The 26,593-nt window shown below is 58.6% G+C and carries 14 protein-coding genes and 4 pseudogenes; 10 read left to right on the top strand and 8 right to left on the bottom strand.

Going from position 1 to position 26,593, the window contains the following annotated elements:
- Positions 1 to 55: 55 nt before the first annotated feature.
- Positions 56 to 214 (bottom strand): transposase, encoded by a 159-nt coding sequence (locus NKH37_RS32285; protein ID WP_353042363.1) that lies wholly within the window; start codon positions 212 to 214, stop codon positions 56 to 58.
- 439 nt (positions 215 to 653) lie between these two features.
- On the opposite strand from NKH37_RS32285, the pseudogene NKH37_RS32290 reads away from it, so the two are divergent.
- The 4 genes and pseudogenes from NKH37_RS32290 to NKH37_RS32305 all read left to right on the top strand — a co-directional run bounded on the left by NKH37_RS32290 (position 654) and on the right by NKH37_RS32305 (position 4,813).
- Positions 654 to 2,717, top strand: a pseudogene (locus tag NKH37_RS32290) (prolyl oligopeptidase family serine peptidase).
- 173 nt (positions 2,718 to 2,890) lie between these two features.
- Entirely contained in the window at positions 2,891 to 3,586 is a 696-nt protein-coding gene (locus NKH37_RS32295; RefSeq protein ID WP_353042365.1) for an OmpW/AlkL family protein, read from the top strand.
- A 14-nt stretch (positions 3,587 to 3,600) separates the two neighbouring features.
- Positions 3,601 to 4,187 (top strand): annotated as a pseudogene (locus NKH37_RS32300) (IS5 family transposase); the annotation flags it as partial.
- Positions 4,188 to 4,234: 47 nt separating this feature from the next.
- Positions 4,235 to 4,813 carry a GNAT family N-acetyltransferase gene (locus NKH37_RS32305; protein ID WP_353042330.1) on the top strand — a complete coding sequence of 193 codons (579 nt, stop codon included), beginning with the start codon at positions 4,235 to 4,237 and terminating at the stop codon, positions 4,811 to 4,813.
- A gap of 351 nt (positions 4,814 to 5,164) precedes the next feature.
- Here NKH37_RS32305 and NKH37_RS32310 read toward each other — a convergent pair whose 3' ends face one another.
- The 5 genes and pseudogenes from NKH37_RS32310 to NKH37_RS32340 all read right to left on the bottom strand — a co-directional run bounded on the left by NKH37_RS32310 (position 5,165) and on the right by NKH37_RS32340 (position 11,542).
- Entirely contained in the window at positions 5,165 to 5,743 is a 579-nt protein-coding gene (locus tag NKH37_RS32310; protein WP_353042332.1) for a D-alanine--D-alanine ligase family protein, read from the bottom strand.
- Positions 5,744 to 5,794: 51 nt separating this feature from the next.
- Positions 5,795 to 6,985 (bottom strand): annotated as a pseudogene (locus tag NKH37_RS34130) (MFS transporter); the annotation flags it as partial.
- Positions 6,986 to 7,117: 132 nt separating this feature from the next.
- Entirely contained in the window at positions 7,118 to 9,334 is a 2,217-nt protein-coding gene (locus NKH37_RS32330; protein ID WP_353042336.1) for a N,N-dimethylformamidase beta subunit family domain-containing protein, read from the bottom strand.
- Positions 9,327 to 9,722, bottom strand: coding sequence for a N,N-dimethylformamidase alpha subunit family protein (locus NKH37_RS32335; protein WP_353042338.1), 396 nt, complete (start codon positions 9,720 to 9,722; stop codon positions 9,327 to 9,329). The genes NKH37_RS32330 and NKH37_RS32335 overlap by 8 nt, the downstream gene beginning before the upstream one ends.
- A gap of 173 nt (positions 9,723 to 9,895) precedes the next feature.
- Complete coding sequence (locus NKH37_RS32340; RefSeq protein ID WP_353042340.1) at positions 9,896 to 11,542, bottom strand: ABC transporter substrate-binding protein; 1,647 nt, start codon at positions 11,540 to 11,542, stop codon at positions 9,896 to 9,898.
- Positions 11,543 to 13,529: 1,987 nt separating this feature from the next.
- Between NKH37_RS32340 and NKH37_RS32345 the strand changes: the two genes are divergently transcribed.
- From NKH37_RS32345 to NKH37_RS32370, 6 genes are all read left to right on the top strand, one after another.
- On the top strand, positions 13,530 to 14,534 hold the full coding sequence (locus NKH37_RS32345; protein WP_502906010.1) for an ABC transporter permease: 1,005 nt from the start codon (positions 13,530 to 13,532) through the stop codon (positions 14,532 to 14,534).
- A gap of 9 nt (positions 14,535 to 14,543) precedes the next feature.
- Entirely contained in the window at positions 14,544 to 15,743 is a 1,200-nt protein-coding gene (locus NKH37_RS32350) for an ABC transporter permease (protein WP_352813504.1), read from the top strand.
- A 68-nt stretch (positions 15,744 to 15,811) separates the two neighbouring features.
- A complete protein-coding gene (locus NKH37_RS32355; RefSeq protein ID WP_353042344.1) occupies positions 15,812 to 17,920 on the top strand; it encodes a dipeptide ABC transporter ATP-binding protein in 2,109 nt (702 codons plus the stop codon).
- Between the two features lie 437 nt (positions 17,921 to 18,357).
- Entirely contained in the window at positions 18,358 to 19,896 is a 1,539-nt protein-coding gene (locus NKH37_RS32360) for a trimethylamine methyltransferase family protein (protein ID WP_353042367.1), read from the top strand.
- Positions 19,897 to 20,121: 225 nt separating this feature from the next.
- Complete coding sequence (locus tag NKH37_RS32365) at positions 20,122 to 20,814, top strand: cobalamin B12-binding domain-containing protein (RefSeq protein WP_352814237.1); 693 nt, start codon at positions 20,122 to 20,124, stop codon at positions 20,812 to 20,814.
- Positions 20,815 to 20,888: 74 nt separating this feature from the next.
- Positions 20,889 to 21,935, top strand: a complete 1,047-nt coding sequence (locus NKH37_RS32370) for a GlxA family transcriptional regulator (RefSeq protein ID WP_353042347.1) — start codon at positions 20,889 to 20,891, stop codon at positions 21,933 to 21,935.
- A gap of 487 nt (positions 21,936 to 22,422) precedes the next feature.
- Here NKH37_RS32370 and NKH37_RS32375 read toward each other — a convergent pair whose 3' ends face one another.
- On the bottom strand, positions 22,423 to 24,870 hold the full coding sequence (locus NKH37_RS32375) for a GcvT family protein (RefSeq protein ID WP_353042349.1): 2,448 nt from the start codon (positions 24,868 to 24,870) through the stop codon (positions 22,423 to 22,425).
- 202 nt (positions 24,871 to 25,072) lie between these two features.
- Positions 25,073 to 26,570, bottom strand: a pseudogene (locus NKH37_RS32380) (aldehyde dehydrogenase family protein).
- Positions 26,571 to 26,593 lie beyond the last annotated feature (23 nt).

The raw sequence follows: 26,593 nt of genomic DNA on the forward strand, positions 1-26,593 counted from the left end.
CGCGAATGGTTCGAGGCCAAGACCCAGTTCGCCGTCGTCTTCGGCGAAAGGTTCGTCAGCCAATGACGAAACCGGCCTCGCGCACAGAATTCCTGACAGTTCCGAACTGCGAGGTCGCCACTCCAGCCTCTCGCGCGATCGCCGACACATTCGCGCCCGGCTTCAGCGTCGCCTCGATCAGCCGTGCCTTCGCTTGCGCCGACCAGCGCCGCAGACGCTGCGGGCTTGCCTCCGGTTCGGAACCGCCTCAAGACTTCTATCATCAGACATAGGCGCAGACATAGAAATTGACACCGCAAGCTCCACGCTCCTTCAGTGTCATCATCTCTCGCCCACCATCTGATGCCGCTCCAGATGAGATGGGCTCCGCACTTACACTAGATCGATCAGGCGCCTACCGTTGCAGTCATTGTCGGAACCACGACGATGTCGGACATAAGACACAGCGCTCAAAGTGATCGTATTGTTCTGAAAGATTTTCCTGGTTGGCACGACACATGCAAGTCCTATGCGCAAACGCACTGCCGCGCCGCCCAACTGAGAAGACCTCATCCCATGATCACGCTCGCCGAGCATGCGGTCGCCGCCGCAAACACTGAGCTTTCCCGAGCGGAAGGAAGCCTTTGCGCTTTCATTCTTCAGGTTGTACGGACATGACCGCGTTCGATTTCCGTCCAACTCTGAATGCTCCCGACGATGATCCCTATCTTTGGCTTGAAGATATAGAAGGCGAACGGGCACTTGACTGGACCGCCAGCCAGTCGGCCAGGACACTGGGGCACTTCGGTGGAACGCAGTTCGATCACGACCGTGAGGCCCTGACAGCGATCTTCGACCGTCCTGAAAAGATTCCCTTGATCACCCGACGCGGCCCGTACCTCTACAATTTCTGGCAAGATGCCGGAAATCCGCGCGGACTGTGGCGCCGGAGCACCCTTGCCGCCTACATGAAAGTTGAGCCCCAGTGGGAGCTACTGCTTGATCTGGACGCCCTCACGGCTAGCGACGGAGAGGACTGGATCTGGGGCGGCGCGTCCCTTGAGCCGGAGAGACGGGAAAGAGCCGTTCTGCGCCTGTCGCGCGGCGGCAGCGAGGCGGTCGTGCATCGCGAATTCGATCTGGAGTCTCTTAGCTTTGTCGCCGACGGTTTCAACCTCGCGGAGGCCAAGGGCGGCATTGAATGGCTCGACCCTGACACGCTTCTGCTTTCCAGTGCGCTTGGTGATGGCATGGCCACCCGTTGCGGCTACGCGCGCACCGTTCGGTTTTGGAAGCGTGGCGCGGATCCGCTCACCGCGCCGGTAATCTTCGAGACCGGTTCCGAATCCCTCGGGGTGTCCGGCCATCTGGACCGCACCGCCGAGAGCGAGCGCCTCTGGTTCATGGAGCAGTCGACCTTCTTTGAGAAGATCGGCCGAATCGGTGACAGGAGCGGGCCGAAGACGCGGATCGCCCTTCCTCGAGACGCCTCGTGGAGCGGCTTCGGCGACTGGCTGGCGGTAAAGCCGCGCAAGCCATGGACAGTGGGAGGGATGACCCATCCCGGGGACGCGCTGATCGGCATCTCGCTTTCCTCCTTCATCGCCGGCGAACGCAGTTTTGCCATCCTCTTTGAAACAGGCGACAGGCGCTCCCTGCAGTCATTCTTCTGGAATAACGGGAAGCTCATTATCTCCTACCTCGTCAACCTCGATCCGCGTTTGGAGATGTTCACCCCCGAGGGCCAGGAATGGACGCGCCGAGCGCTGGACACCGTACCCACCGAAGGGACTGTTCACCTTTGGTCGCTCGATGCTGAACCTCACGAGACCAACGGAGAGGTCCTCATTTCGGCTCAGGACCCGATCACACCGCCGAAGCGTCTCCTATTAGACCTCAATGCCGCAGCGCCTCTCGGCGCTCCAGTAATCGTGAAGCGCGACCCGGAGAATTTCGACGCATCCGGGCTGGTGGTGACGCGCCATGAGGCAGTCTCGACCGATGGTGAGATGATCCCCTATACGCAGGTCGGTCCGGCGAATGGGAACGGGGATGCCCCGGTTCACCTCACCGCGTACGGCGGGTACCGCAAATCGGTCCTGCCCCACTACAACTCCTCGCTCGGCAAACTGTGGCTTGAACGCGGCGGCACGTGCGTGGTGGCGAACATCCGGGGCGGCGGCGAGTTCGGCACCCGTTGGCACGAGGCGGGGCGCAGGGTGGGCAAGCGTCTCACTGATGTCGTGCGAAGAGGCATTACGCTGCCGAGGCGGATTGCCGCCCAGGGCGGCTCAAATGGCGGCCTTCTGATCGCCAATATGCTTCCCTGCTATCCTGAGCGTTTCGGCGCGCTGTTCTGCACCGTCTCGGTTATCGATATGCGCCGCTACACCAAGCTTTTGGCGGGCGCGAGCTGGATTGACGAATATGGCGATCCCGACAAGCCGGAGGAATGGATTTTCCTAAAGGAAATCTCGGCCTATCACGCCGCGACGCCGGGACAGCCGTATCCACCGATCTGCTTGCCACCAGGAAGCGGGACGACCGGGTCCACCCGGGCCACGCGCGTAATATGGCCGCAAAGCTGCAGGCTCTTGGCTATCCCGCCTACTTCTACGAAGCCCGGCGCGGGCGGGCACGGCTCCGGCAAGAACAATCGGGAGCAGGCCGCATTCATTGCCCTGGGCACCAATTTCCTTCGCAGTGCGATCGGCTGGCAAGCCGATGGCCTTCGATAGGTGGACGGAGACAAAGGGCAACGTTCAACAAGTGAGTACTGGTCGACGATTGCGAGCACGGCGCAAATAAAATGTGCGCCGTCCCACGCAAACTGCGCATGAGCGCTCCGTCGATTCCAGCAGGATTTTTCATAATGCATCGCATCATTTCTGAAGAGCAAGGAGAGAATAGCATGGAGAAAAAGCGAATGGGCGTGGCGCGGGGAGTAACAGCGGCCGTCATCCTCATTGTGGCGGGACAGCAGGCCGTCGCGGCGGACCTTGCGCACCCCGCGTGCGTCCCGCAGGCAGGAGCCTCGGTCACGGAAGCGCCAAGCCCTTGGCAGATCCGCCTGCGGGCGTTGGGGGTCGTCACAGAGGATTCGGGCTACGTCAATGCAGTGCCCGGCTCGGGTCTTTCTTATTCAAACACGGTGACGCCGGAACTCGATATCTCCTATTTCTTCACGGACAACATCGCTGCCGAGCTCATACTCGGCACCACCTATGCAAATATCGAGGGCCAAGGAACGATCGGCGGGCTTGGCAATATCGGCAAGGTTTGGCTGCTGCCGCCTACGCTCACATTGCAGTATCATTTTACCGATTTCGGCGCATTCAAACCATATGTCGGTGCCGGCGTGAACTACACGATCTTTTATAACCAGGAAGTCGGCAGTGCAGGTGCTCTCCATGTTAAGAACACGTTCGGCACCGCGCTGCAGGTCGGGTTCGACTACATGGTGGATCAGCACTGGGGCGTCAACTTCGACGTGAAGAAGGTTTTCCTCAAGCCAGACTTCGACGTCACCGTGGACGGCGCGAAGCTGACGGGGAAGGCGGACCTCGATCCCTGGTTAATAGGCGCAGGTGTCACCTACCGCTTCTGATACGCAACGCGGCCTGGCAGACGGTCTATGGCTGGTTTCGAGAGCTGGCGCGGCGGTTTCTGTTCCAGACCGTCCACGATGTGGCGCTGATGCTGGATCGTGAGCGGGCCGGATTCGAGGCGAGCCCGTCGGCGGCGGTGATCGACAGCCAGTCTGTCAAGGCTGGCGCAAGCTGGAGCAAGGGGTTACGACGCCGGAAAGAAGATCATCGGACGCAAGCGCCATATCGCAGTCGATACGGATGGGCGGCTGTTGATGGTCAACCTGACGCCGGCCGATATCTCCGAAGCTCAGGCGATTTTGGATGGTATCCGCCAGCGCTGGCCCTGGGCGAAGCATCTGTTCGCCGACGGCGCTATGATCGGCTAAAGCTCATGGAGAAGGCCGCCCATCTGGACTTCGTGGTTGAGATCATCCGTCGATCCGATGACCAGACGGGCTTCGAAGGCTTGCCCGACGCCGGGTCGTCGAGCGGACCTTCGGCTGGATGATCCGATGGCGCCGCCTCGTGCGCTTCTACGAGCAGCGCCTCGACCTCTCTCACGCAATGATCCTTGTCGCAATGGGCGCAAACCTCATCCGCCGAAACGCTCATCCTTGAATTTCAAAAACGGACTCTTAGCGCCGGCTCAGAAAAGGATTCTTCTCATGCACATCCTAGAAACGCAGCGTCTAATTCTAAGGCCGCCGTCGCATAGCGACGAGCTTCTCCTACATGGACTTCATAGCGATCCGTTCGTGGTAAACGCCGTGATGAAAGGAGTCTATCCGACATTAGAGCAGTCGAAAGCTGAACTGCTTCATTTGATCAATCATTGGCAGCGCAATCCTTTCGGCTTATGGATCGTGTTCGTCAAAGATGAAGGCCAAGCCAGAAAATTCGCTGGCTATTGTGGATTGAGGTGTATCGACCCGGATCTGCCCGCAGATCCGAATAACGTGGAATTTGTAACTCGCCTCCACCTTGCGGCCTCCGGGAAAGGGATCGGGGTCGAGGCCGGCAGGGTAGTAGTCAAATTTGCTTTCGAGCATTTAAAGCTTGATAAAGTGAACTCATTCATTCTTCCGAATAACACGCGCTCTATACTAATGTGTGTTAAGATTGGGTTTTTCTATTTAGGAGACGTCATTTATAATAACGTACTGATGAAATATTTTGTCATTTCTCCAGGAACACTTGTGGAGGAAGATAGCTTACTCGTTTGGAATACAAATAATGACACATAAGTAGTGGAAGCCTAATCAGGAAAGATGCGCCGATTGGCTGCTTGACCACCAGCATGCGGCGATCTGTCGATGGTGCGGAGATCGTCTCGCCACAGATGCGATTGGCCTCAAATGTCGTGCCAAGTGCTGGCAGTCGGCGGATTTCAGGTGGCGCTGACGGTTTAGATCCAATATCATCCCGTCCCGTAAAGGTCGGGACGGACTATCGACGCCGGAGCGAAAGCTTCCAGTTCCGGGAGCGTCCCGGAACTGGCGGCAGCAGCGCCAATATTCCATCACCACGTGGGCATCAGACTTGCTAAAGTTTGAAGCGACGGCTGCTGCGAAATGACCGAGCTGAGGCTTCAGGGGTCAAAGCCGATCGCGCAGATTGCCGCGTCTTCCGAACCTGAAGCACGGCTCCAGCTCGGCGCGTGTGAGTTTACAGAATGCCGGTTCCGTAATGCCGTGTGTGGGCGGCGTCGAGAATGCGGTTGACCAACCTTGAGAGGCTGTGTCCGGCGGTCCTCGGGCCACGACATAGGAGGCCCATATCGAGTGACGGATCGTGGTTGATCTCCAAGACAAAGGCTGGCCGGAGCGATCAATCCGGAGGTCGACGCTGGCGTAGTGCGGCAAAGGCAGGCACGGAAGGCCGCAACCGAAATGTCCCTCAGCACCGCCTTTAAGGCTGTTTCCGATTTGCGCCAGACAAATTCTCCGCGGCGCCGCGACCGCCACGTGCTTCGCTTCCCAAGTCATGAGACGCGTTTCGCGATCACCGAAGTTCTGCTCTACCAGAGGCGACACCTCAATCTCTGCGTTTCCAAGCAGCGCGACGGTGATCTTTCGCCCCTCAATGTATTCTTCCACGAGAGCATCCTGCGCAGACTGGGTGACCGTCATCTCTACGGCCTGTTTCAGTTCGGCGGGCTCATGGATGAATTGCAATCCGCGGCTGTTATATTCGTGACGCTAGGGCGAGCGAATAATTTTCGGCCACCCCCCCAGCCAGCTGCCGGCCGCGATGCCGCCCGAGGACAGCGCAGAGTAGATCGACAGCGTGCGCCCAGCGCCCCAGCGTGGGCTCGACAACTGCACGCTCACATCAAGCCTCGTCCAGGTGACGACCCACCCGGCACCGCCAAGTGTTAGGGCAACAGTCGCCACTACCAAGGAGATCGAAAAAGCAAGAGACAGGCAACAGATCGCGCACACAATGCAGGCCAGTATCGTCAGCCGCTCCTTGTGACAACGATCGTCTTAGCATGCTATTGGAGGATGCCGGCGCATAAGGCGCCCACCCCAAATCCAGCCATCAGAATCCATAAGCGACTGATCCGCCCCGCATCTGATCACGGGCGACCAAGGGCAGCAGAGCCAGTATCGAGATGCTCGTCAAGCCAAAAAGCGCGCCTCGCGCGATTGCGGCCTTGATTTCTCCCGACAGTGTGAAGCGCGCACCGTCATGGATAGCCGTGGTCAACGACTCCGGGCGAAGAGGCGAAGAGCGGCCACTCCACTTGCAACGCCTTATAACCCCCAGCATTGTCATGTAGGTCACCGTCGCTAAGGCGAAAGCGTCAGCGGTCCGAGGAACGCAACCACAATGCCGCCTAGGGCGGGGCCAATGCTGCGGACGGCGTTATATCCAACCGAGATCAGCGTGACCGCGGCTGGAACTTCCCGCTTTGGCAGGATATCGCCAACGGAGGCGTGCCAAGCTGGATCAGTGAAAGCCGCGCCCCATCCAGCCAAACAGCTGAATGCGAGGATCACCCAGGAACTGTAAAGCCCCATCCCAACAAGAGCAGTCAGCATGATCGAAGACGCAGCAATCAACCACGTACCCCTACCGGTGAAGCCCGGTGAAGGCCGGTGAAGTCCTCGCCGGAGGCGTACTCAACCACCAGCCAAGTGCCATGACAATGCGGCGGCTGAAATTATCGGTAATAGCGCCGGCGAAGATCGACAGGAGGAACACCGGCAGCGTCGTGGACGTTTGCACCAGGGCGACCATCACGTCCGAGTTGAGATGGTGGCCATCAGCCAACTGACGGCGACGGTCTGAATCAGCCAGCCCAAGCTTGAGACTTGCGCGGCAAGCCATACCGCTCGGAAAGTGGGATCTCGGCGCGGCGCGAATGTCGCCGACGAAACCGAGGCCTCGTTTCCACGCTCCACTCTGCTCATTCGGCCGAGTCCCTCTTCTGTATACAGGTCCGCGGCCGATGTGATGTAGGCAATATGCTCTAAAGCCTTGCCCATCGTCGATGCCTGCTCACACACCTGAGACCCCGTATTCGATCCGAGAGAATTAGAGTCTCACTTACGAGGCATTTGAAAGGGGGCCGGATCGCGAAAGCGGCCTAGTACGTTCTCACTTATGTGTGCGACATTGTTAACATAGTCGGCGTGCGGAAGACTGCTGCCCCAAGCGATCGATCCTACAGAAAACACTGCGCCGCCTGCGGGTGTCTCAAAGAATGTCATATCGGCACGAATCGGGTCTTTTGGAGCATCATTCCACAGTCCGGTGAAATAGCTAAGCCCGCTGGGTCCGCGTGCATACGAACTACCATGCTGCTCGGAAGCGGCGACCACAAGCGCGTGACGCGGCGTCCCTAGCTCCACATTAGCTATGTCAATTTCGAGTCCAGCGGCTCCGCCGAATATGCCGAAGTCACCGATGACATCTTCTGTAACACCCGCGAAAATGAAGCGGGCTCGAGCATCATCACTGGCGGCGAGGCGGCGATAATAGCTGCCGCGGTCGAAGGCCTCGGCCAGGTATCCGACGCCTACCAGCGCCTGTTCGGGTCTGCCCAGATGTTCTGCCCATGCGCCGCAGGGGCGACCAGTGAAGCTGCTATGGACGTCACCGGCACTGACCCGGCCTTGTTTGGACCTGCGCCGCCTAAGTTCAACCAAGCCATTCCGTTGGGGATGGAAATCGATCGTGTGACCAAACCCGTTACCACCGAGGTACATGAGCCGTCCGCCCCTTGCGAGAAAGCCATCTAGGGCCTGCAGCATCGTTAACGACCAATACTCAGGATGGCTTCCCGTCACAAGCACGCGGCAACCATCCAGGGCTGCCAAACCTTCGCGGTCCAGGTCTTCGTCCGTCAGGACTTGGTGATCTGGGGCTGCCCGGGCCAGCCAGCCGAGAAGGCAAAGATCGATCTGAAAATTCCACAGCCAGCCTCCAGGCTGCATATTCAATACTGGCCGGCGCAAAGATCCAATCCACCGGCCACTGCCATCGTCGTGCGCATCATAGAGCGATTTACCAAGCCCCGGCAGTTCAGTAGCCAGAAGGTCGAGCGGCGTGTAGAAGCAGCCAAGGCAACCCAGTCCATACTCTATTCTCTGCTGCTGGGTTACCATGTTGACGTAGGCCGTATAGGTTGCGGTCGGTGCCAGAAAGGCGACATCTCCGACAGCATCGGCAGACTTCCGTACGAAAAACGGTACAAAAAACTCCGCATCCCCGCCCCGCAACCGGGCCGCATAGCAACCGCTCGGCCAGTCAGTCGGAACGGTAAGCCGCAGGTCTTCCTGCCAGCCCGGGCTTTCGATATCGTCGTGGTGAAAATGGGCCGCACTGTACTGTTCTGGTGCCTGGCGCCAATCCGTCGTTGGGCTTTCCCAAAGCAATCCCTGGACGGCGCGGGTGGGATGATTTACGCACACGCCGTGGTGGCCGAAGTCAGATTCATCCCGAACCATTTCTGACGCTGGCTCACTCAGCAGATTCCAATCCGCTAGGCATGGCCAACGCAAAGGGTCGGTTGGCCTGCGTGATGCCAAAACGGTGAGTTCGTCGATTGACAGCGCCGCAGCCAAGATGCGGGGACGCTCGATCTTTCCATTAAAGTGATGGCAAGGAATTCCATTTTCATCGAGACCGGCCGCTATGAGCACCCCGCCATCGCCGCGCTCGGGCGGGTCCACATCGTCAACGGTTAGCCAATTTGTGCCAACATCGTCATGCGTCCCGGAAGCGAGGCTTTGCACAAAAATGTGCAATTGTCGGCGTTGGTGGTTATAGCTCAGCGCAATGAAGCTCCAGAGCCAAAGAGGCAATGGCCCAACAACGCGGTAGATCCGCGGTTCATTTGGACCCCCAAGTATCGCGGCCAAGCAGCCGTCAGCCTCCAGCCGTAAGGCTATCCCCCCGAGCCCTCCGGAAGCTAAAGTACTGATTACGCAGCGCGGCTGGCCGCCAATAAGTGTAGGCATAACGTATGCGCACACGGTTACGGACGCAAGATCTTCAAACCGGTGTGATCCGGCGACCTTGACATAGGAACCAGCAAAAATGGGTTTTTCGCTTCCGGGATAACGCTTTGCCTCCGGAACGGGGATGACGGGCGGCTGGAACGGCGGCATCTCCGGTCCAGCATCAAAGCCGAGCAGCCTGACGAAATCGCAGTCGAAGCTATCGAGGTTCAGGCAACTAACCGCGAACCCTAAACTCTCGCCAGTTTTTACACTGGTACGGTCAGCGTAAGCCAAGATTACAGGGCGATCAGGCATTATCGTGCTCCTCCGGCAGCGTCCCGATGAGATCTCGCCAACGCTGTTTGAAAACCCAGCGCTCAACATCTTCGCGCGAATGAAAACTCGTTGGCGCCGTCTCGGTGGCATGCCCGTCTGGAGACCAGCGAGCTGCGCGCCATTCACTAAATGGCTTGGTCATGATGGTGAACCATTTGCCAGCCATCGGCTGGGAACGCATAACGTCCAAAATAAAGCGCAGATCGGCACTATGTCGCCCAAACGGCGCGTCCAGAAATTCCCGCAGTAAGTCAGAACGCCGGTCAAAGATACCTAGAGCGGCGCGAGCTGCGGCCATACCAGCCGTCTCAAGGGAGGACTCAGGCTGAGTTCTCATGAACTCAGGGCGAAGAGAGTTGTTTGTCATAACGATCATCCCGAATGGCGGTCTCAAGGCTCACGTCGTGCTGTGCGGGTCAAGACAAATAGCTCAACACGCATGCTCGGACTGCGTTAACATCGAGACCGCGCATGCGTGGGATGACCCCGGGCAAGACTTTCTTGCAATATTCGAACACCCGTCGACTTAGAGTGTTCAGCTCATGCAGCAGGGTCAAGCCAGACCTTGGTGACTTCAATCTCTTGCGCCGGGTGCATAGCATAACCCCTTACGTGCTTCGTCGAATGGTTATACAATGACACCCAAAAGGGCTGAATGATTATACCGGAATCCTGCAGCAGCGTCTCAACATCCTTCATAATCTCTTTGCGCTTCTGAGGATCCGGCACTTTCAGTGCTGCGTCGAGTTTCTCATCGAACTCTGGGTTTGACCATCCCGACTCATTCCATGGTGTCCCGCCCCGATAGGCAAGTGCCAGATTTTGCACACCAAGCGGCCTCATATTCCAGTTTGTTGTTGAAAGTGGGTACTCCAACCACCCGTTCCAGAAAGTGGCCGCCGGTATAACCGTACGCTTCACCTTGAATCCGGCGTCGTGCAACTGGGCGGCAATAGCATCCGCGAAATCCTTAAGCCAATCTGTGTCGGCGCTGATGATCTCGTGCTCGAAGTCCATCTGGCCGGCTTCGGTCATGAGGCGCTTGGCAGCTTCAACATCCCTTTTCTTTTCTGGAACTGGGTAATATTCAGGGTGCAGCGGTGCGACATGATAATTCGCAGCGACCGTGCCGTAGCCGTTGTAGGCTATTTGTAAAATAGTATCGTTATCGACTGCCAGCTGCAGCGCATTGCGCACCCGCGGGTCGTCATAGGGCTTACTGGCAACGTGGGTGCGGCACACGATCGTTGCCGCTGTTTTCGCTTCAGACTTCACCAAGCCGAGCTTATCGAGGATTGGCACCTGATTGGGGATGGTCTGGGCGTTCGCATCTATTTCTCCGGATTCGAAAGCACTTTGAACAGCGGAGGGGTCGCTGCCATAGTCAATAAATTGCACCTCGTCCAGATGGGCTTCTCCGCCCCACCAAGTTCCGTTGGTTCGACGCTTTAGGACCGCCTTTTGGCCGACGTCCCATGACACCAGTTCAAATGCTCCTGTGCCAACGGGACGGGTTATGAGATCCGCCCCGCTCTTTTCGAAGTCCCTGTGCACAATTAGCGCCGGGTAGTCTGTAAATGCGGGAACAATCGTAATATCTGGTTTGTTCAGCGTAATCTTAACCGTATACTCGTCAACTTTTGTAATAGCGCCATCTGCCGATTTATTTGTTTTATCGTCGATGAGCGAACTCATGCGCGCGGCCATTGCATTTCCAGGCACATCTCGCTCGCACCAACGGGTTAGATTGAACAACACATCCTCCGCGATGAAGTCATCTCCATTGTTCCATTTAACCCCCTTCCGCAAATGCAACATGTATTCTGTTGCGGTATCATTTATTTGCCAGCTTTCAAGAAGCCGCGGTTCGAAGGTAAATTCGTTGGTGTACTTGACTAATGGTTCAATGAAGTGTCGGGTTACGTTGGCATCTAGGTCTTCTACACGCGGGTCCTTTGGAGGATTAACCACTGCGGCAATGCGCAAAGTCCCCCCCTTCTTGGGCGTTTCTTCGGCTTGCGCCGGAGGTACGGCGTTCAGCATCAGGTATGCCGTTGCTGTCGACGCGCCAAAAATGGAAGCGAGCGCGAGAAACTCGCGGCGGTCCACCCTCCCCTTTTTTGCGTCTTCGGCCAGGCTATCGAACAGTTTAGGCATAGGTTTGCCAAGCTTGGTAAAATATTTCATCTAAACCTCCCAAGAACTGGTCCCACGATTGTTTGCCAGCATGTCTCACAGCTCAAAAAATCGCCCTCTGATCAAGCGAGGATTATGAGCGGCATGCCGACAATAGGGAGCAGCGGACGTTTTGAGAATGCGTAAAATTTTTTGCTTGACTTGAATGCAATTTATGTCGCTCACATTCGTGAGCAAGATGGGAAGGGCCAAGCGACTTTATCGCGGGCGGAGTTGGCCGATGGTGGAAGAGCGATTGAGCCCAGCGGGACGTGGCGCTCGTGGTCCGGCTGAGAACGTCGGAATGAAGTCTGACGGATATAGTTTGATACGAGATTGAACCGACAGGCGGATACATCCGCGCCCGAGTTCCCAAGTTAGTATGTTAAGGCGTTGTCGGGCTTTAGGGTCATCCCACGCCGGTTATGGTGAGACTGGCGTCTTGTCAATCAATAGGGAGACGAAGCGTAGGACCGTGGAGAAGCACGTGCGCGCCGATGAGCTTTGGCTGTCGCCAAGTGGCTTCTCCCGGCTCAATCGCCCGCCACGGGCAGTGCGAAAGAAATTCCTTGGGTATTGCACGTCGCTCCTAGCGGTAAGACCGCGCTGGCGTAGGCGGTTCCGGCACTTCCTACGCCTTCAATAGTGTCTCCTATTGATGAGCTGTTGGCGAGATGCCGAGCCGGGCCAGTGGAGGCTTTGCCGAATCCACGATGATATCAGCTCTTCTCTGGTGGACGGCCTTGTCGAGAAGGCCTTAATTGGGGCACCAACGCACTCCTCCTAGCCTTGCCATCGGTTCCGTAGCATTCCTACCTGCGGCGCGGCAATCAACGTGAGAGCGCGTCTCTCCCAGATTGTCGCGCTATACCTACCGCATTATTGAGAAAGGCACCTTAACGCTACCATCCGTCGCGGCCGTAAGCAGCGGCGGGTGCATCCACCATCAATGTACGTGTAGCCTCGTTCACTTCTTCAAAGTCAGTCGGCATGGGCAAACTCTTGCAAGGTAGAACCGCTTATAGACGGCACCCTCGATACCACGCCATCGCATCGCCTCGATCTTGTGGAATGGACCCCGCGGACCGTCGAACTAATCGGGCATGTCGTACGTCGTCTCAAGCATGCCGAGCAATCGACGGAGGCATCGATACCTGAAGGCAAACGCTGCGCCTGAACAGTCGTATCAAAACGGCGGGGCAGATTGCAGACTGGCAACCATAAAGACTCGACTGGCTTAGCCTTGCGGTCGCTTGGCAGATGTTGGATCTCCACGCTTGCGCAGTTGGATTCATGTGCGCAATGGAGCCTTCTGCAGGCCTTCCCCTAAAGGGATTGACGGTCGTGCCGTGACTCGCGAGGCGCCCGAGCGTCGCGAAACCTCTCTGGCCACTGTAACTGACGATGATATGCCTATCGTGCAAGCCGCTGGAACTCGCACGCCATGACGTGATGCGTATTTTGCAAAGGGGCCGCTTCAAAGACAAAGAGCACGTGCATTTAGGTACACGATCGCGGAGTTGCGACATGAAGCGAGTCTATATCAAATGCGATCTTTTCCGGCTACGGAACCGACGCCACATGGTCTATTGCGGACGTGGAAGGGCCAAAGGGAGCGGTGGGTTGAGCCACCTCGCCGGCACCACATCACGGAGCATGATCGGCACTCTTGTGAACCCATTCGAATGCAATAAAGCAACGAGAAGATACCGTAGTCGTCCGCGGCGGGTCACCCTACTCCGACACTTTGTTCTAACCGGTATGCGAATTTACATTCAGGTTCTGTGGCCGCGGCCGTTTTTGAGGTATGGCTTAGCAAGCAATTCTGCAGAATGGTTTTCAAGCAGCATACATGGACTGGAACCGCGATACCTATGGAGGGCTTTGATCTCCGAACCATTGTCCTTGGGACCCCTGGCTAGGTGTGGGCCGACAATGAATATGTGAATAATTCCGGGAGGTTGACTTGCTGAATTTCGTTCTCCGCCGCCTGGGTGCAATGGCGCTGACCATGGTCGCGCTAACACTAATCGTGTTTTACCTAGTCAATTTGGAGCCTAATCTTAAAAAGCTTGCGCTAAATCAGACCAACAATCGCGCCAGCGCCGTCGATGTTGAAAAATGGCTGCTGGCGAACAATTTTCGGGAGCCATTCTTCAAACGATACGGCCAGTGGATCGGAATCTGGCCGAAGGATCCCAGCTTCAATTCCATCACTGGCAAGCCAATGCTAAGATTCGGCTTCTGTCCCGAGCCTGAGACCCGCCAGTTTGCGGGCGTGCTCCAGGGGTATCTCGGTTGCTCGACCAAGTTCAGGACCGCTGTGGCAGCAAAGATCCAGCCAGCCTTAGTGGCCACTGCCAAGCTGATGTTCTGGGTGATGGTCACCGTGATTCCGATTTCACTGCTGATGGGCATTCTTGCCGGCATGCGGGAGGGAACACCCACCGACAGGGTACTTTCAGTCGTGTCAATTGTGACAACGGCCACGCCCGAATACGTATCGGGCGTCATCTTCACAGTGATCTTCGCCTCCTGGTTAGGATGGTTGAACGGCTCGTCGGCGTCGGCAACAGCACAAGGCCTCACCTTCTACAACTTCACCCTGCCGGTTATAACCATGGCTATTTACGATATCGGCTACATCGCTCGGATGACGCGCGCTTCCATGGTCGAAGTGATGACGCAGCAGTATATTCGCACTGCGCGACTAAAGGGTCTGTCCTTCTCAAGGGTGGTCATCAAGCACGCGCTGCGTAATGCATTAATTACCCCTTTCACAGTGATCATGCTGCAGTTTCCATGGCTGCTCACGGGTGTGGTAATCGTCGAAACGATGTTCCGCTACCAAGGTTTCGGCTTTATCTTGAATGAGGCGGCGGCGAACAATGATATCGATATGCTGCTAGGCTGCTCGCTGGTGTCAGTGGCCCTCGTGATGGTCACGCAACTAATGTCGGATATCGGCTATGCCTATCTAAATCCACGCATTCGGGTACAGTAGGGCATTCATATGCAAGTTGAGACCATAGGATGGTTCTACACCTCAATCGGCGTTTTCAGCCGGTTTTGGCCGGTCTGGCTCGCAATGGCGATCTGGCTGCCGCTCAGTTTCCATTTTCGTGACAAACTCGGGCTTTACGGAGATCTCTTCAAAACAGGGATAGGGATCGCTGGCTTTGTTATCTGCCTGTTCTGGCTGCTTACGGCCGTGTTTGCACCAATTATCGCACCATTCGATCCTGTCAGCCAGGTGGCGGTCATGAAGGCGGTGCTACCCGGAACCGCTATGCCTGACGGCAGCGGTATCTACTATTTCGGCGGCGACACGCTAGCGCGAGACGTATTCAGCCGCATGATCTATGGCAGCCGCATCGTAGTGGCCATCGCGCCGCTTGCGACCGCCTTCGCACTAATAACGGGCGTCGGCCTGGGACTGCCGGCGGGGTACTACGGCAAAGGTATCGATTCCGTCCTGTCCTTCCTCGCCAACATGCTAATGGCGTTTCCGGTGATCCTTCTCTTCTACCTTTTGGTAACACCCGAGGTGCGCGAATTGTCTTTCGATAACTGGTTCAGCAATATGACCGGAGTCGGGATCTCTATCCCGCGAGCGCTAGCCTCTTTGATCTTTCTATTTCCGATTATCTTCTTCAGCGTCTTAGTCTGGACGCGCTACAAGAACCGACCGGACCGCCTATACTTATTGCTTGGCCTGACTTTCGTCATCGGCGGATGGGTCTATGCCGGGCTCATCTTCGATGCAGATCCTCTCGGCATTATGCAAATCAGTTCCAATGAACTTAATATATTCGTCGGGGTGGTGCTCGGGTCTAGCCCCGGCGTATTCCGCATCGTGCGTGGCCTGGTGATGGACATCAAGACGCGCGACTATGTGGCGGCGGCGCAGACGCGCGGTGAATCGCCCTGGTACATCATGCTGTGGGAGATCCTGCCCAATGCACGCGGGCCGCTAATAGTCGACGCTAGTCTGCGCATCGGCTACACGACCATTCTACTTGGAACGCTCGGCTATTTTGGGCTTGGAGTGCCCCCGGATAGTCCCGACTGGGGGACGGCTATCAAGGACGCCTCGCGAGTACTGCGCTCCTTCATCCACCCTGCGCTGCCGCCCAGCATTGCGCTGATGTCGTTCGTCCTAGGGCTTAATCTGCTGGCTGACGCGCTACGCGAGCAATCGATGAAAGACTGAATTGCGGGTTTCGACCCGGCCGCCGCCTGCTAAAGGGGTGCATGACAAACCAAGGATTGGAGCGACCCATGAATGAGGCAGTTCGAAATCCCGCAGAACCGATCATTGAGATCGAAAACCTGTCGATCTCCTTCTTCACCCGCAAGGGCGAGATCCCGGCGGTCATGGATTTTTCCTGCACCGTCATGCCCGGCGAGGCGATGGGCATCGTCGGCGAATCCGGCTGCGGCAAGTCGACCGTGTCGCTCGGCATCATGCGCGACCTCTCCAACATCGGGAAGATCGTCGGCGGCAAGATCAAGTTCCAGGGCAAGGACATGGGCGAGCTCTCCGACGAGGAGTTGCGCTCCATTCGCGGCAACAAGATCGCGATGATCTACCAGGAGCCGATGGCGAGCCTGAATCCGGCGATGAAGGTCGGCCAGCAATTGATGGAAGTGCCGCTGATCCACGACAAGGTGTCGAAGGAAGAGGCCCATAAACGCGCGCTTGACATGGTGCGCGCGGTCAAGCTGCCTGATCCCGAGCGCATGATGCGCTCCTATCCGCACCAGCTCTCGGGCGGCCAGCAGCAACGCATCGTCATTGCCATGGCGCTGCTGTCGAAGCCGGCGCTGCTGCTGCTCGACGAGCCGACGACGGCGCTCGACGTGACGGTGGAGGCCGGCATTGTCGACCTGGTCAAGGGGCTCGGCGAGAAGTTCGGCACGTCGATGATCTTCGTGTCGCACAATCTCGGTCTGATCCTGGAGACCTGCGACCGCATCACGGTGATGTATTCCGGCGAGGCGGTCGAGACCGGCAAGATCAAGGACGTGTTTGACCGCATGCGCCATCCCTACACGCAGGGGCTGTTCCGCTCAATCCCGCTGCCCGGCGCCGACAAGAATTCACGACCGCTGATCTCCATTCCCGGTCAGCTGCCGCTGCCGCACGAGCGGCCCAAGGGCTGCAATTTCGGCCCACGCTGCCACCATTTCGTCGAGGGTCTCTGCAACGCCGGCGAAATCCCGATGATCGAGGTGGGCGGGCACGACGGCCATTTCTCGCGCTGCGTGCGCTTCAACGAAATCGACTGGGATGCGCTGCCGCCCGGGGCCAAGAAGGTCAACGAGCGCGTCGTTCCCGGCGCGCCGGTGCTCAAGATCGAGGATCTGCGCAAGTACTACAAGGTCGGCGGCAGCGAGGTCTTCGGCTCCAGCGAAGGCCGCGTCGTCAAGGCCAACGAGACGATCTCGTTCATGGCGCGCGAGTCCGAGACGGTCGCCATCGTCGGCGAATCCGGCTGCGGCAAGTCGACCCTGGCAAAGGTGCTGCTCGGGCTGGAAACGGCAAGCTCGGGTACCGTGACGCTCGGCAACAAGCAGATCCAGTCGACCAGCATCGAGAAGCGCAGCGTCGACACGGTGTCGTCGATCCAGATGGTGTTCCAGAATCCGTTCGACACGCTCAATCCCAGCCATTCGGTCGGTTCGCAGATCATCCGCACGCTGGAGAAGTTCAATGTCGGCAAGACGGTTGCCGATCGCCGCAAGCGCATGCTGGAACTGCTCGACCTGGTGAAGCTGCCGCGGGCATTCGAAACCCGCAAGCCGCGCCAGCTATCGGGCGGCCAAAAGCAGCGCATCGGCGTGGCGCGCGCCTTTGCCGGCGACGCCAAGGTGGTGGTGGCTGACGAGCCGGTCTCGGCACTCGACGTGTCGGTGCAGGCGGCGGTGACCGAGCTGCTGATGGACATCCAGCGCAAGAACAAGACGACAATGCTGTTCATCAGCCATGATCTGTCGGTCGTGCGCTACATCGCCGACCGCGTCGTGGTCATGTATCTCGGCTATATCGTCGAGCAAGGCACGACCGACCAGATCTTCGCGCCGCCCTACCATCCCTATACCGAGGCGTTGCTGTCGGCGATTCCGATCGCCGATACCAGCGTGGTCAAGCGGCACATCGTGCTGGAGGGCGACATTCCCTCGGCGATGAACCCGCCTTCCGGCTGTCCGTTCCAGACCCGCTGCGGCTACAAGAAGCTGGTGCCTGACAATCTGTGCGAAACCAAGGTGCCGCCGGTCAAACATCTCGGCGATGGCCATATGAGCCTGTGCTGGCTGTCCGACGACCTGCTAGCGACGATGGAGCCGGTGATCAGTTTCCGCGCGCAAGTATTTGAGGATGTTTAGAATAGAGCTGTCGTGCGCAGCCAGCCGATGAGAAGGTCGAACGGAGCATGAACATCATGCGGCGTGGTGCGTAACCCGAGCCGGCAGTCCGAGCGACGGCCATTTTGCCGGGAGGCGGATCATGTATGTGCGCCTCATTGTCTTCGACCATCGATTCGAGCTCTCGTCCCGGAACAGTTCTTTTTTCGACGCCTTTTAAGACCACGCGTCGAGACTTGTTTGCACAAGAAACGATGGCTCAGGACTGATCCAAAGGGGTTTTGCGGGTCAGATGGCGGTGGTAAATGACGCCTCTGTGGCCACCCAGGTATAAACTGGGTTTAAGACCGGCGAAACCTTTTGTGACTTTTCGGAACAATAGCTGGGTCCTATTATCATGGTAGGGGTTCCTGGCCGGCTGGCGAACCTCTTATGCTCCTTTTTGAGAAGATGCGATGATGGATGTTGATGCTCCCGTAGTTCGGCGCCGCGGCGGGCGTTCGTCGGTTGTGGCCGCTCGGGAGGCGGAGAAGAGGCCTCGTGTCTCGACGATCAAGTATGGCATTCGACCCGTCGAGGTCGTTTCCGTGGAACAGTTAGAGCGCATTCACCAGGCTTCACTTGCGATCCTGCGCGAGATCGGGATCGAATTCAGGGACGAGCCTGCTCTCAGGCAATGGAAGGAGGCCGGCGCCGACGTGCAGGGTCAGCGCGTGCGCCTTGAGGGCGAGATGGTTATGGAACTCATCTCCAAGGGCCCTTCGCGTTTTGGAATGACCTCTCGGGATCCCTCACAGCGTTTCGAGATCGCGCCAGACACAATGACCTTCGGCGCCATGCAGGGCGCGCCAAACATTCGCGATCTTCAGGGTGTGCGACGCGCATCCACGATCGAGGATCTGCGAAACATGAACCGGCTGACGCAGATGCTGCCCGGGTTCCATATCGCGGGCGGGTTCACATGCGAGCCGACCGATATCGCTGTTCCCTGGCGCCATCTGCACATCAACCATTCGAGCCTAGTGGAAACGAACATGCCCTTCTTCGGTCTGACGACCGGGCAGCAGCGTGCCGAGGACTCGATCGCCATGGGGCAGATCGTCCACGGCAAGGCATTTATGGATCAGAACGCGGTGATGCTCGGTCATGTGTCCGGAAACTCGCCGCTGGTCTGGGATTCGACCATGCTGGAAGGGCTCCGCGCTTTCGTTGAGGCGAACCAGGTTGTGCTGCTGTCCCCCTTCGTCCTCGGCGCGGCCAATACGCCTGCCGACATTCCGGCTACAATCGCCCAGTTGAACGCCGAGGCGCTCGCAGCGCTTGCCTACACACAACTGGTGAGGCCCGGCGCCAAGATGATTTATGGGCAGTACTCAGTGTCGGTATCGATGCGCAGTGGCGCTCCGATGTCCGGCATGCCCGAAGTCACCCTGATCAACGCCGTCATCGGCCAGCTGGCAAGGCGATATGGCTTGCCGTGGCGAACGACCGCATCCCAGTCCTCGGCCAAGACCTTCGATGCTCAGTCCGGTTACGAGTCCGCAATAGCGTACATGTCAGGGGCAAGCGCGTGCGCCAACCTGATGATGCATGCCGGCGGCTGGGATGAGGCCGGTCTCGTCTGCTGCATGGCCAAGTTCGTCGCCGATGCGGAGCAGAACCTGCTGATCGAGAAATACGCGCGCGGCATATCCTTCGAGCATTTCGAGGACGCTCTCGAAGCAGTACGCCGGATCGGTCCTGGGGGCCACTATCTCGGAGATTCTTTCACGCTCAAGCGCTTCAAGGACGCATTCTTCACACCAGAGATCCTCGATTACCTCAGTTATGAGCAGTGGAAGGTCAAAGGCTCCAAGGACATGGCGCAACGCTGCCGAGAGAAGGCCGCGTCGATCATCGCAAGCTACGAACAGCCGCCAATGGATCCGGCTGTGCGCGAGGAACTCGATGCCTACGTGGCGAAACGACAGGAGGACATTTCCCCAAGCCTTGCCTGAGAATCCGCGATGAGGGAAACCCGAGGACTGTAACGCGAGAGAAGAAAAAGGATATACCTCAAAAGCAGTGGGGCGCGAATCCCCACCTCCATCGAAAATGGCGCAAGTTCAGAAAGTCTAACTGGCAGCTTAGTCAACTCCCAAGGCTCCAACCGGAAGCCTGGTCGGTACCCCATGCTCCATGGGGTACCGACGTCCTTTCCATTGTGCACGAGGCGACCCGATATGGCCGACGACGAGATCATCCTTTCCGAACTCTCCGACGACGAGTTGGTGCAGCAAATGCATGACGATCTCTATGACGGGCTGAAGGAAGAGATCGAAGAAGGCACCAACATCCTGCTCGAGCGTGGCTGGGTGCCCTACAAGGTGCTGACGGAAGCTCTAGTCGAAGGCATGCGCATCGTCGGCGAGGATTTTCGCGACGGCATCCTGTTCGTGCCGGAAGTGCTGTTGTCGGCCAATGCCATGAAGGCCGGCATGTTCATCCTACGACCGCTGCTTATCGCCACCGGCGCGCCGAAGCAGGGCAAGATGGTGATCGGCACCGTCAAGGGTGACATCCACGACATCGGCAAGAACCTCGTCGGCATGATGATGGAAGGCGCGGGCTTCGACGTCATTGATCTCGGCATCAACAACGCAGTCGAGAAATACATGGCAGCAATCGAGGAGCACCAGCCCGACATCATCGGCATGTCGGCGCTTTTGACCACCACCATGCCCTATATGAAGGTCGTCATTGACACGATGAAGGAAAAGGGCATTCGCGACGACTATGTCGTGCTGGTCGGCGGCGCGCCGCTCAACGAGGAATTCGGCAAGGCCGTCGGTGCCGATGCCTATTGTCGTGACGCGGCGGTGGCTGTCGAGACCGCGAAGGATTTCATGAAGCGCAAGCATAACACTCGCAGTTAGTGCCGGCGGCGCACATCCTGGAAGACTGTTGCAACGCGACCGCTCGATGTTGATCGATTCCTCAACGAGAATGTATGACCTTTATGAATGCCCCATTTTCACCGGGAGACGGCTCGCGAATCGTGGAGTGGAATCCCGGTCAGCGGGTGATCGGCGCTCAAGACGTGTACCAACTGGTAATCCTTGCGCTTCCGGGATTCTCCCAGCTAGGCCTTTCATCCTTCGTGGATCCGCTACGCCTTGCCAATTCCGTCTGCGACCGAACCTTCTTCAAATGGACGTTAGCGAGCCTGGATGGCAAGCCAGTCGAATGCGCCAGCGGCTTTGCCTTATCGGTTAACAGCGACTTTTCCAGCGCTGGGGAATGCGTACAGACGGGCAAGGGCCCAAACATGGTCATTGTCTGTGCCAGCGAGCGCGTCGAAAAGCAGGCATCAACTTCCCTCAGCAAGGTCCTTCGCCTTTGCCGGCGGCATGGGGTTCCAATAACAGCATTAGGCACCGCGACTTGGCTTCTCGCGGAGAGTGGGTTGCTTGAAAACACCGCATGCACAATCCATTGGGATAAGCGCGCCGCCCTCTCCGAGACATTTAGCAGTCTTCAGGTGACCGACCATCTCTTCGTTCGCGATACTCACCTTGTGACTTGTGCAGGAGAATTCGCTTCATTCGACCTCGTTATGGAGCTCATCAGCGAGCGCCTTGGCAAGGAGACCGCGTTGGCCGTTTGTAGACATACGACTGCCGAGCAGTGGCGCTCTCCTTCTGACAGGCAGTGGACCATCAACGTTGCCGAAGCAAGCATCTGCAAGCCGGTCGCGGATGTAATCCGGATCATGGAGGAGCACTTTGAAGATCCGCTTCCTCTCCGCGATATTGCAAAGTGCGTCGGACGCTCCCAGCGTCAGATTGAACGGCTTTTCCGGCGCGCACTTTCGTCGTCGCCCATGCGATACTATCTACATTCAAGACTTAGCCGCGCTAAGCGTCTCATTGAACAAACAGAGTTGCCCGTGGTTGAAATCTCGATCGCCTGTGGCTTCGCATCGGCATCACACTTCTCAAAGTGCTTTCGGCAAGCCTTCGGCATGAATCCAAGTGCCTGTCGGGCTGGTCGGTAAAAAACTGAAGTTAGGCGGCAACGAAGTCAGCGAGGTGCCGACGGAGCTGCTTGTGGCGCTCGTAGTATAAGCGCTCGACATGGCGTCCTCGATTGGTCGGTTCATTCTTTTTCCCAACCGCATTCGAGCATCTGCAGTGTGCCGAGGCGATCTCTTCATCTATCCGACCTGGTGGTGCGGCGTGCCAGCTAGCCGAAGGGCTGGTTCGATCGCGTATGGACGACCGATATTGCCTCTCTGCCGGCGGGCAAAGGGACGGATCACGTCGCTGATATGGCATGTTACTAAGGTAGACGTCATCAACAGCTGCGGCGCGCGGACCGGTGGAGCGTGGTCCATCCGGGCCGCAAGGCCATCCTGCGTCCCATAGGCGGGTTTTGCGCGACGCGCTGCAAGCGTTCTTCCTGGCGCCCTGTGAGGACGAGATTGGAGACGTTTTGAGCGATTAGCGTCCTTCTCCCCGTTTCACGGGGAGAAGGGTAAGGCGCTACATCTTCACGCGCTCAGACTTCGGATCATACATCGGCTTCAGCGACGCTTCGGCGGCGAAAGGTTCGCCGGCGATCTCGATCTCGTAGGATGAGGCCAGCAAATCCGCCTCGCTCTGCCCTTGGCACGGCACATAGCCGAGCCCGATCGCGCCGCCGAGATAATGGCCGTAATTGCCTGACGTGATCGGACCGACGATCTTGCCGTCGCGCAGGATCGCTTCGTTGTGGAAGAGCAGCGGTTGCGGGTCCTTCAGTCGGAACTGCACCAGACGGCGTGACACGCCGGCTTCCTTCTTCTTCAACACGGCGTCGCGGCCGATGAAGTCGCCCTTGGCCGTCTTGACCGCGAAACCAAGGCCGGCTTCCAGCACATTGTCCTCGTCGGTGATGTCGTGGCCGAAATGCCGGAATGCCTTTTCGATGCGGCAGGAATCCAGCGTGTGCAGGCCGCAGAGTTTCAGGCCGACATCGGCGCCGGCCTCTTCGATCGCCTCGAAGACATGGGCTGCCTGGTCGGTCGAGACGTAGAGCTCCCAGCCGAGTTCGCCGACATAGGTGACGCGGTGGGCGCGGGCGAGGCCCATGCCGATCTCGATCTCCTGGAACGTGCCGAACGGGTGGGCTTCGTTGGAGAAGTCGTTCGGGCTGACCTTCTGGATCAGTTTTCGCGCGTCGGGCCCCATCAGGCAGAGCACGCTTTCGGCCGCGGTCACATCCGTGATGACGACGAATTCCTCGCCGACATGCTTGCGCAGCCAGGCCAAGTCGCGCTGCAGCGTGGCGCCGGGCACGACGAGGAAGTAGGCCGTATTCGACAGCCGCGACACGGTGAGGTCGCTCTCGATGCCGCCGCGCTGGTTGAGCATCTGCGTGTAGACGATCTTGCCCGGCGCCACGTCCATGTCGTTGGCGCAGAGCTTTTGCAGGAAGGCACAGGCGTCGCGACCCTCGACGCGGATCTTGCCGAACGAGGTCATGTCGAACAGGCCGACCTTGTTGCGGACCGCCAGATGTTCCTCGCGCTGGTTGTCGAACCAGTTCTGCCGCTTCCAGGAATAGCGGTATTCGCGCTCCTGTCCCTGACGCGCGAACCAGTTGGCGCGCTCCCAGCCGGCGACCTCGCCGAACACGGCGCCGCGCGCCTTCAAATGCTCGTGCAGGGGCGAGCGCCTGACATTTCGTGATGTCGCCATTTGGCGATAGGGGAAATGGTCGGCGTAGAGCAGGCCAAGCGTTTCGGAGACGCGCTCCTTAAGATAACGGCGGTTCTTCTGGAACGGCTGGGCGCGGCGGATGTCGACTTCCCACAGGTCGAAGGGCGCTTCGCCATCATTGATCCACTGCGCCAGCGCCATGCCGGCGCCGCCGGAGGAGACGATGCCGATCGAATTGTAGCCGGTCGCCATCCAGTATCCTGACAGCTCCGGCGCCTCGCCGAGATAATAGCGGTCGTCGGGCGTGAAACTCTCGGGGCCGTTGAAGAAGGTACGGATGCCGGCCGTGGCCAGCATCGGCATGCGGTTGACGCCCATTTCGAGGATGGGTTGGAAATGGTCCATGTCCTCGGGCAGCTGGTCGAAGCAGAAATCCTCGCGGATGCCGTCCATGCCCCAGGGTTTGGCCACCGGCTCGAAGGCGCCGAGCATCATCTTGCCGGCGTCTTCCTTGTAGTAGGCGCACTCGTCGGGAACGCGCAGCACCGGCAAACGGGTGAGGCCGGGGATCGGCTCGGTGACGAGATAAAAATGCTCGCAGGCATGCAGCGGAATGGTGACGCCGTTCTGCGCGCCCAGTTCGCGCGCCCACATGCCGGCGCAGTTGACGACGATGTCGGCCTCGATCATGCCTTGCTCGTCGCCCTGTGCCCAGGAAACACCGGTGACACGGCCATCCCTTGTGTGGACCTTGGTGACCTTCACATTCTCGGCGATGGTGGCGCCGCGCTGGCGCGCGCCCTTGGCCAGCGCCATGGCGATGTTGGCCGGGTCGCACTGGCCGTCGAGCGGCAAATGCACGGCGCCGACGACATCGGAGACATTGAGATGCGGGTACATCTGCTTGACTTCATTGGGTGAAATCTCGCGCACGTCGACATCAAAGGCGCGGGCCAGCGAAGCCTGGCGGTAGATCTCATGCTTGCGCTCCTCGGTCAGTGCCACGGTGATCGAGCCGACTTGGCGCATGCCGGTGCCGACTTCGGTCTCGGCTTCCAGCTTGACGTAGAGGTCGGCCGAATATTTCGCCAGCCGGGTCATGTTCTGGGAGCCGCGCAACTGGCCGATCAGGCCGGCGGCATGCCATGTCGTGCCCGATGTCAACTGCTTGCGCTCAAGCAGCACGATGTCGGTCCAGCCGAGCTTGGCCAGGTGATAGGCGACCGAACAGCCGGAGACGCCGCCGCCAATGATCACCGCGCGGGCTTTGGTTGGGATGGTCTTGGTCATGGGGCCTCGCAGCGATAGGTTGAAACAAGCCGCCGCAGCCTGGCCGCTGCTTCCTGCAGAACGGGCTCAGGTTGGCAGAGGCTGATGCGGATGTGGTTTTCAGCCATTTGGCTGATGATGCGCCCTGTGTCACGGTCACGTTTCGCCTGCAACTACGATGGTGCGACCTGAGGGGGGATTTTGAGAGGACCCCGCTGCTCATTCATCGGGCAACTTCCTCCGATTTAATGTACCATCCCCAAGGGCCACGATCGGAAGCGAAGCGAGTGATCTGCTTGGTTTCTAGGTAGCTTTCGAGACCCCAACGCCCGAGCTCGCGTCCGATGCCGGACTGTTTGTAGCCACCCCACGGGGGCCTCGCTGAATGTCGGCTGAGAACAATTAATCCAGACGATTCCGGCTCGGAATGCAGCGGCGACGCGCTCGGCGCGGACGTCGTCCGCCGTCATCACCGCCGCCGCCAAACCATACCGCGAATCGTTAGCTAGCCCGATTGCCTCGTTCTCCGTAGCGAACGGACGAACGCAGACAACCGGACCGAAGATCTCCTCCCGCCAGACATCGCTATCCAAGGATACATCGGTGAGTACAGTCGGTTCGACAAAGAAGCCTCTCGCAGGGATTTGCGGTCGTCGTCCACCGCATCCGATCGTCGCGCCGGCTGTCCTGGCCGCCTCAACCGCCGACAAAACCTTTCGGTGCTGGGCTTCCGATATCAGCGGGCCGAGTAGTACGCCCTCGTCCAGACCGTTGCCGATCGTGATCTTCCTGGTCTCCGCGATCAGACGCACCAGCAGCCGGTCGTAGATCGGTTCTTGGACCAACACACGCGAGGTCGCCGAGCACACCTGACCTTGGTTCCAGAAAATGCCGAACATGATCCATTCGACGGCCTGCTCGATGTCGGCGTCGTCGAACACCACAAAGGGTGACTTGCCGCCGAGCTCAAGGCTGACCCGCTTGATGTCGCGAGCTGCCGCCGCCATCACTTTCGAACCAGTCGGAGGCGAGCCGGTGAAGGCCAGCTTGTCGACGCCCTTATGGTCGATCAGTGCCTGGCCCGCCTGCGGACCTAGGCCAGTGACGATGTTAAGCACGCCCGGCGGCAAACCGGCCTCGTCGACGATCGCTCCCAACTCCAACGCGGTAAGCGGCGTCAGCTCTGAAGGCTTCAGCACCATGGTGCATCCGGCAGCCAGCGCGGGTGCGACCTTCCAGGCGGCCATCAGCAGCGGATAGTTCCAGGGAATGATCGCGCCCGCGACTCCGACTGGCTCGCGCACCACCTTTGAGGTAAAGCGGGGATCCGGAAGCGCAATCGTCTCCTCCGGGCTGTTATCGAGCCGATCGGCCAGCTCGGCATAGAATTCGAAGCAGCCGGCAGCGTCGCCTACGTCCCAGTCCGCTTCCGGGAAGGGCTTTCCATTGTCGATCACTTCCAGCTGGGCGAGTTCCCTCTGCTTTTCCCGGATACCGGCCGCTATCTTGCGGAGATGTCCCGCACGTTCGGCCCCGGAGAGCTTCGGCCAGTGACCGAGGTCGAAGCCGCGGCGCGCGGCTTTCACGGCTGCATCGATGTCCTCCAATGTCCCTGCCGGAGCCTTATGGATGACCTCTTCAGTCGCGGGGTTGATAACATCGAAGGTGCCGCCCTTCACCGGCGAGCTCCACTTCCCGTCGATATAGAGTTGGGTGCGCATCCCTGTCCTCCCGTTAGTGCGAC

Source organism: Mesorhizobium sp. M1217 (assembly GCF_040318275.1).
Lineage (GTDB): Bacteria > Pseudomonadota > Alphaproteobacteria > Rhizobiales > Rhizobiaceae > Mesorhizobium.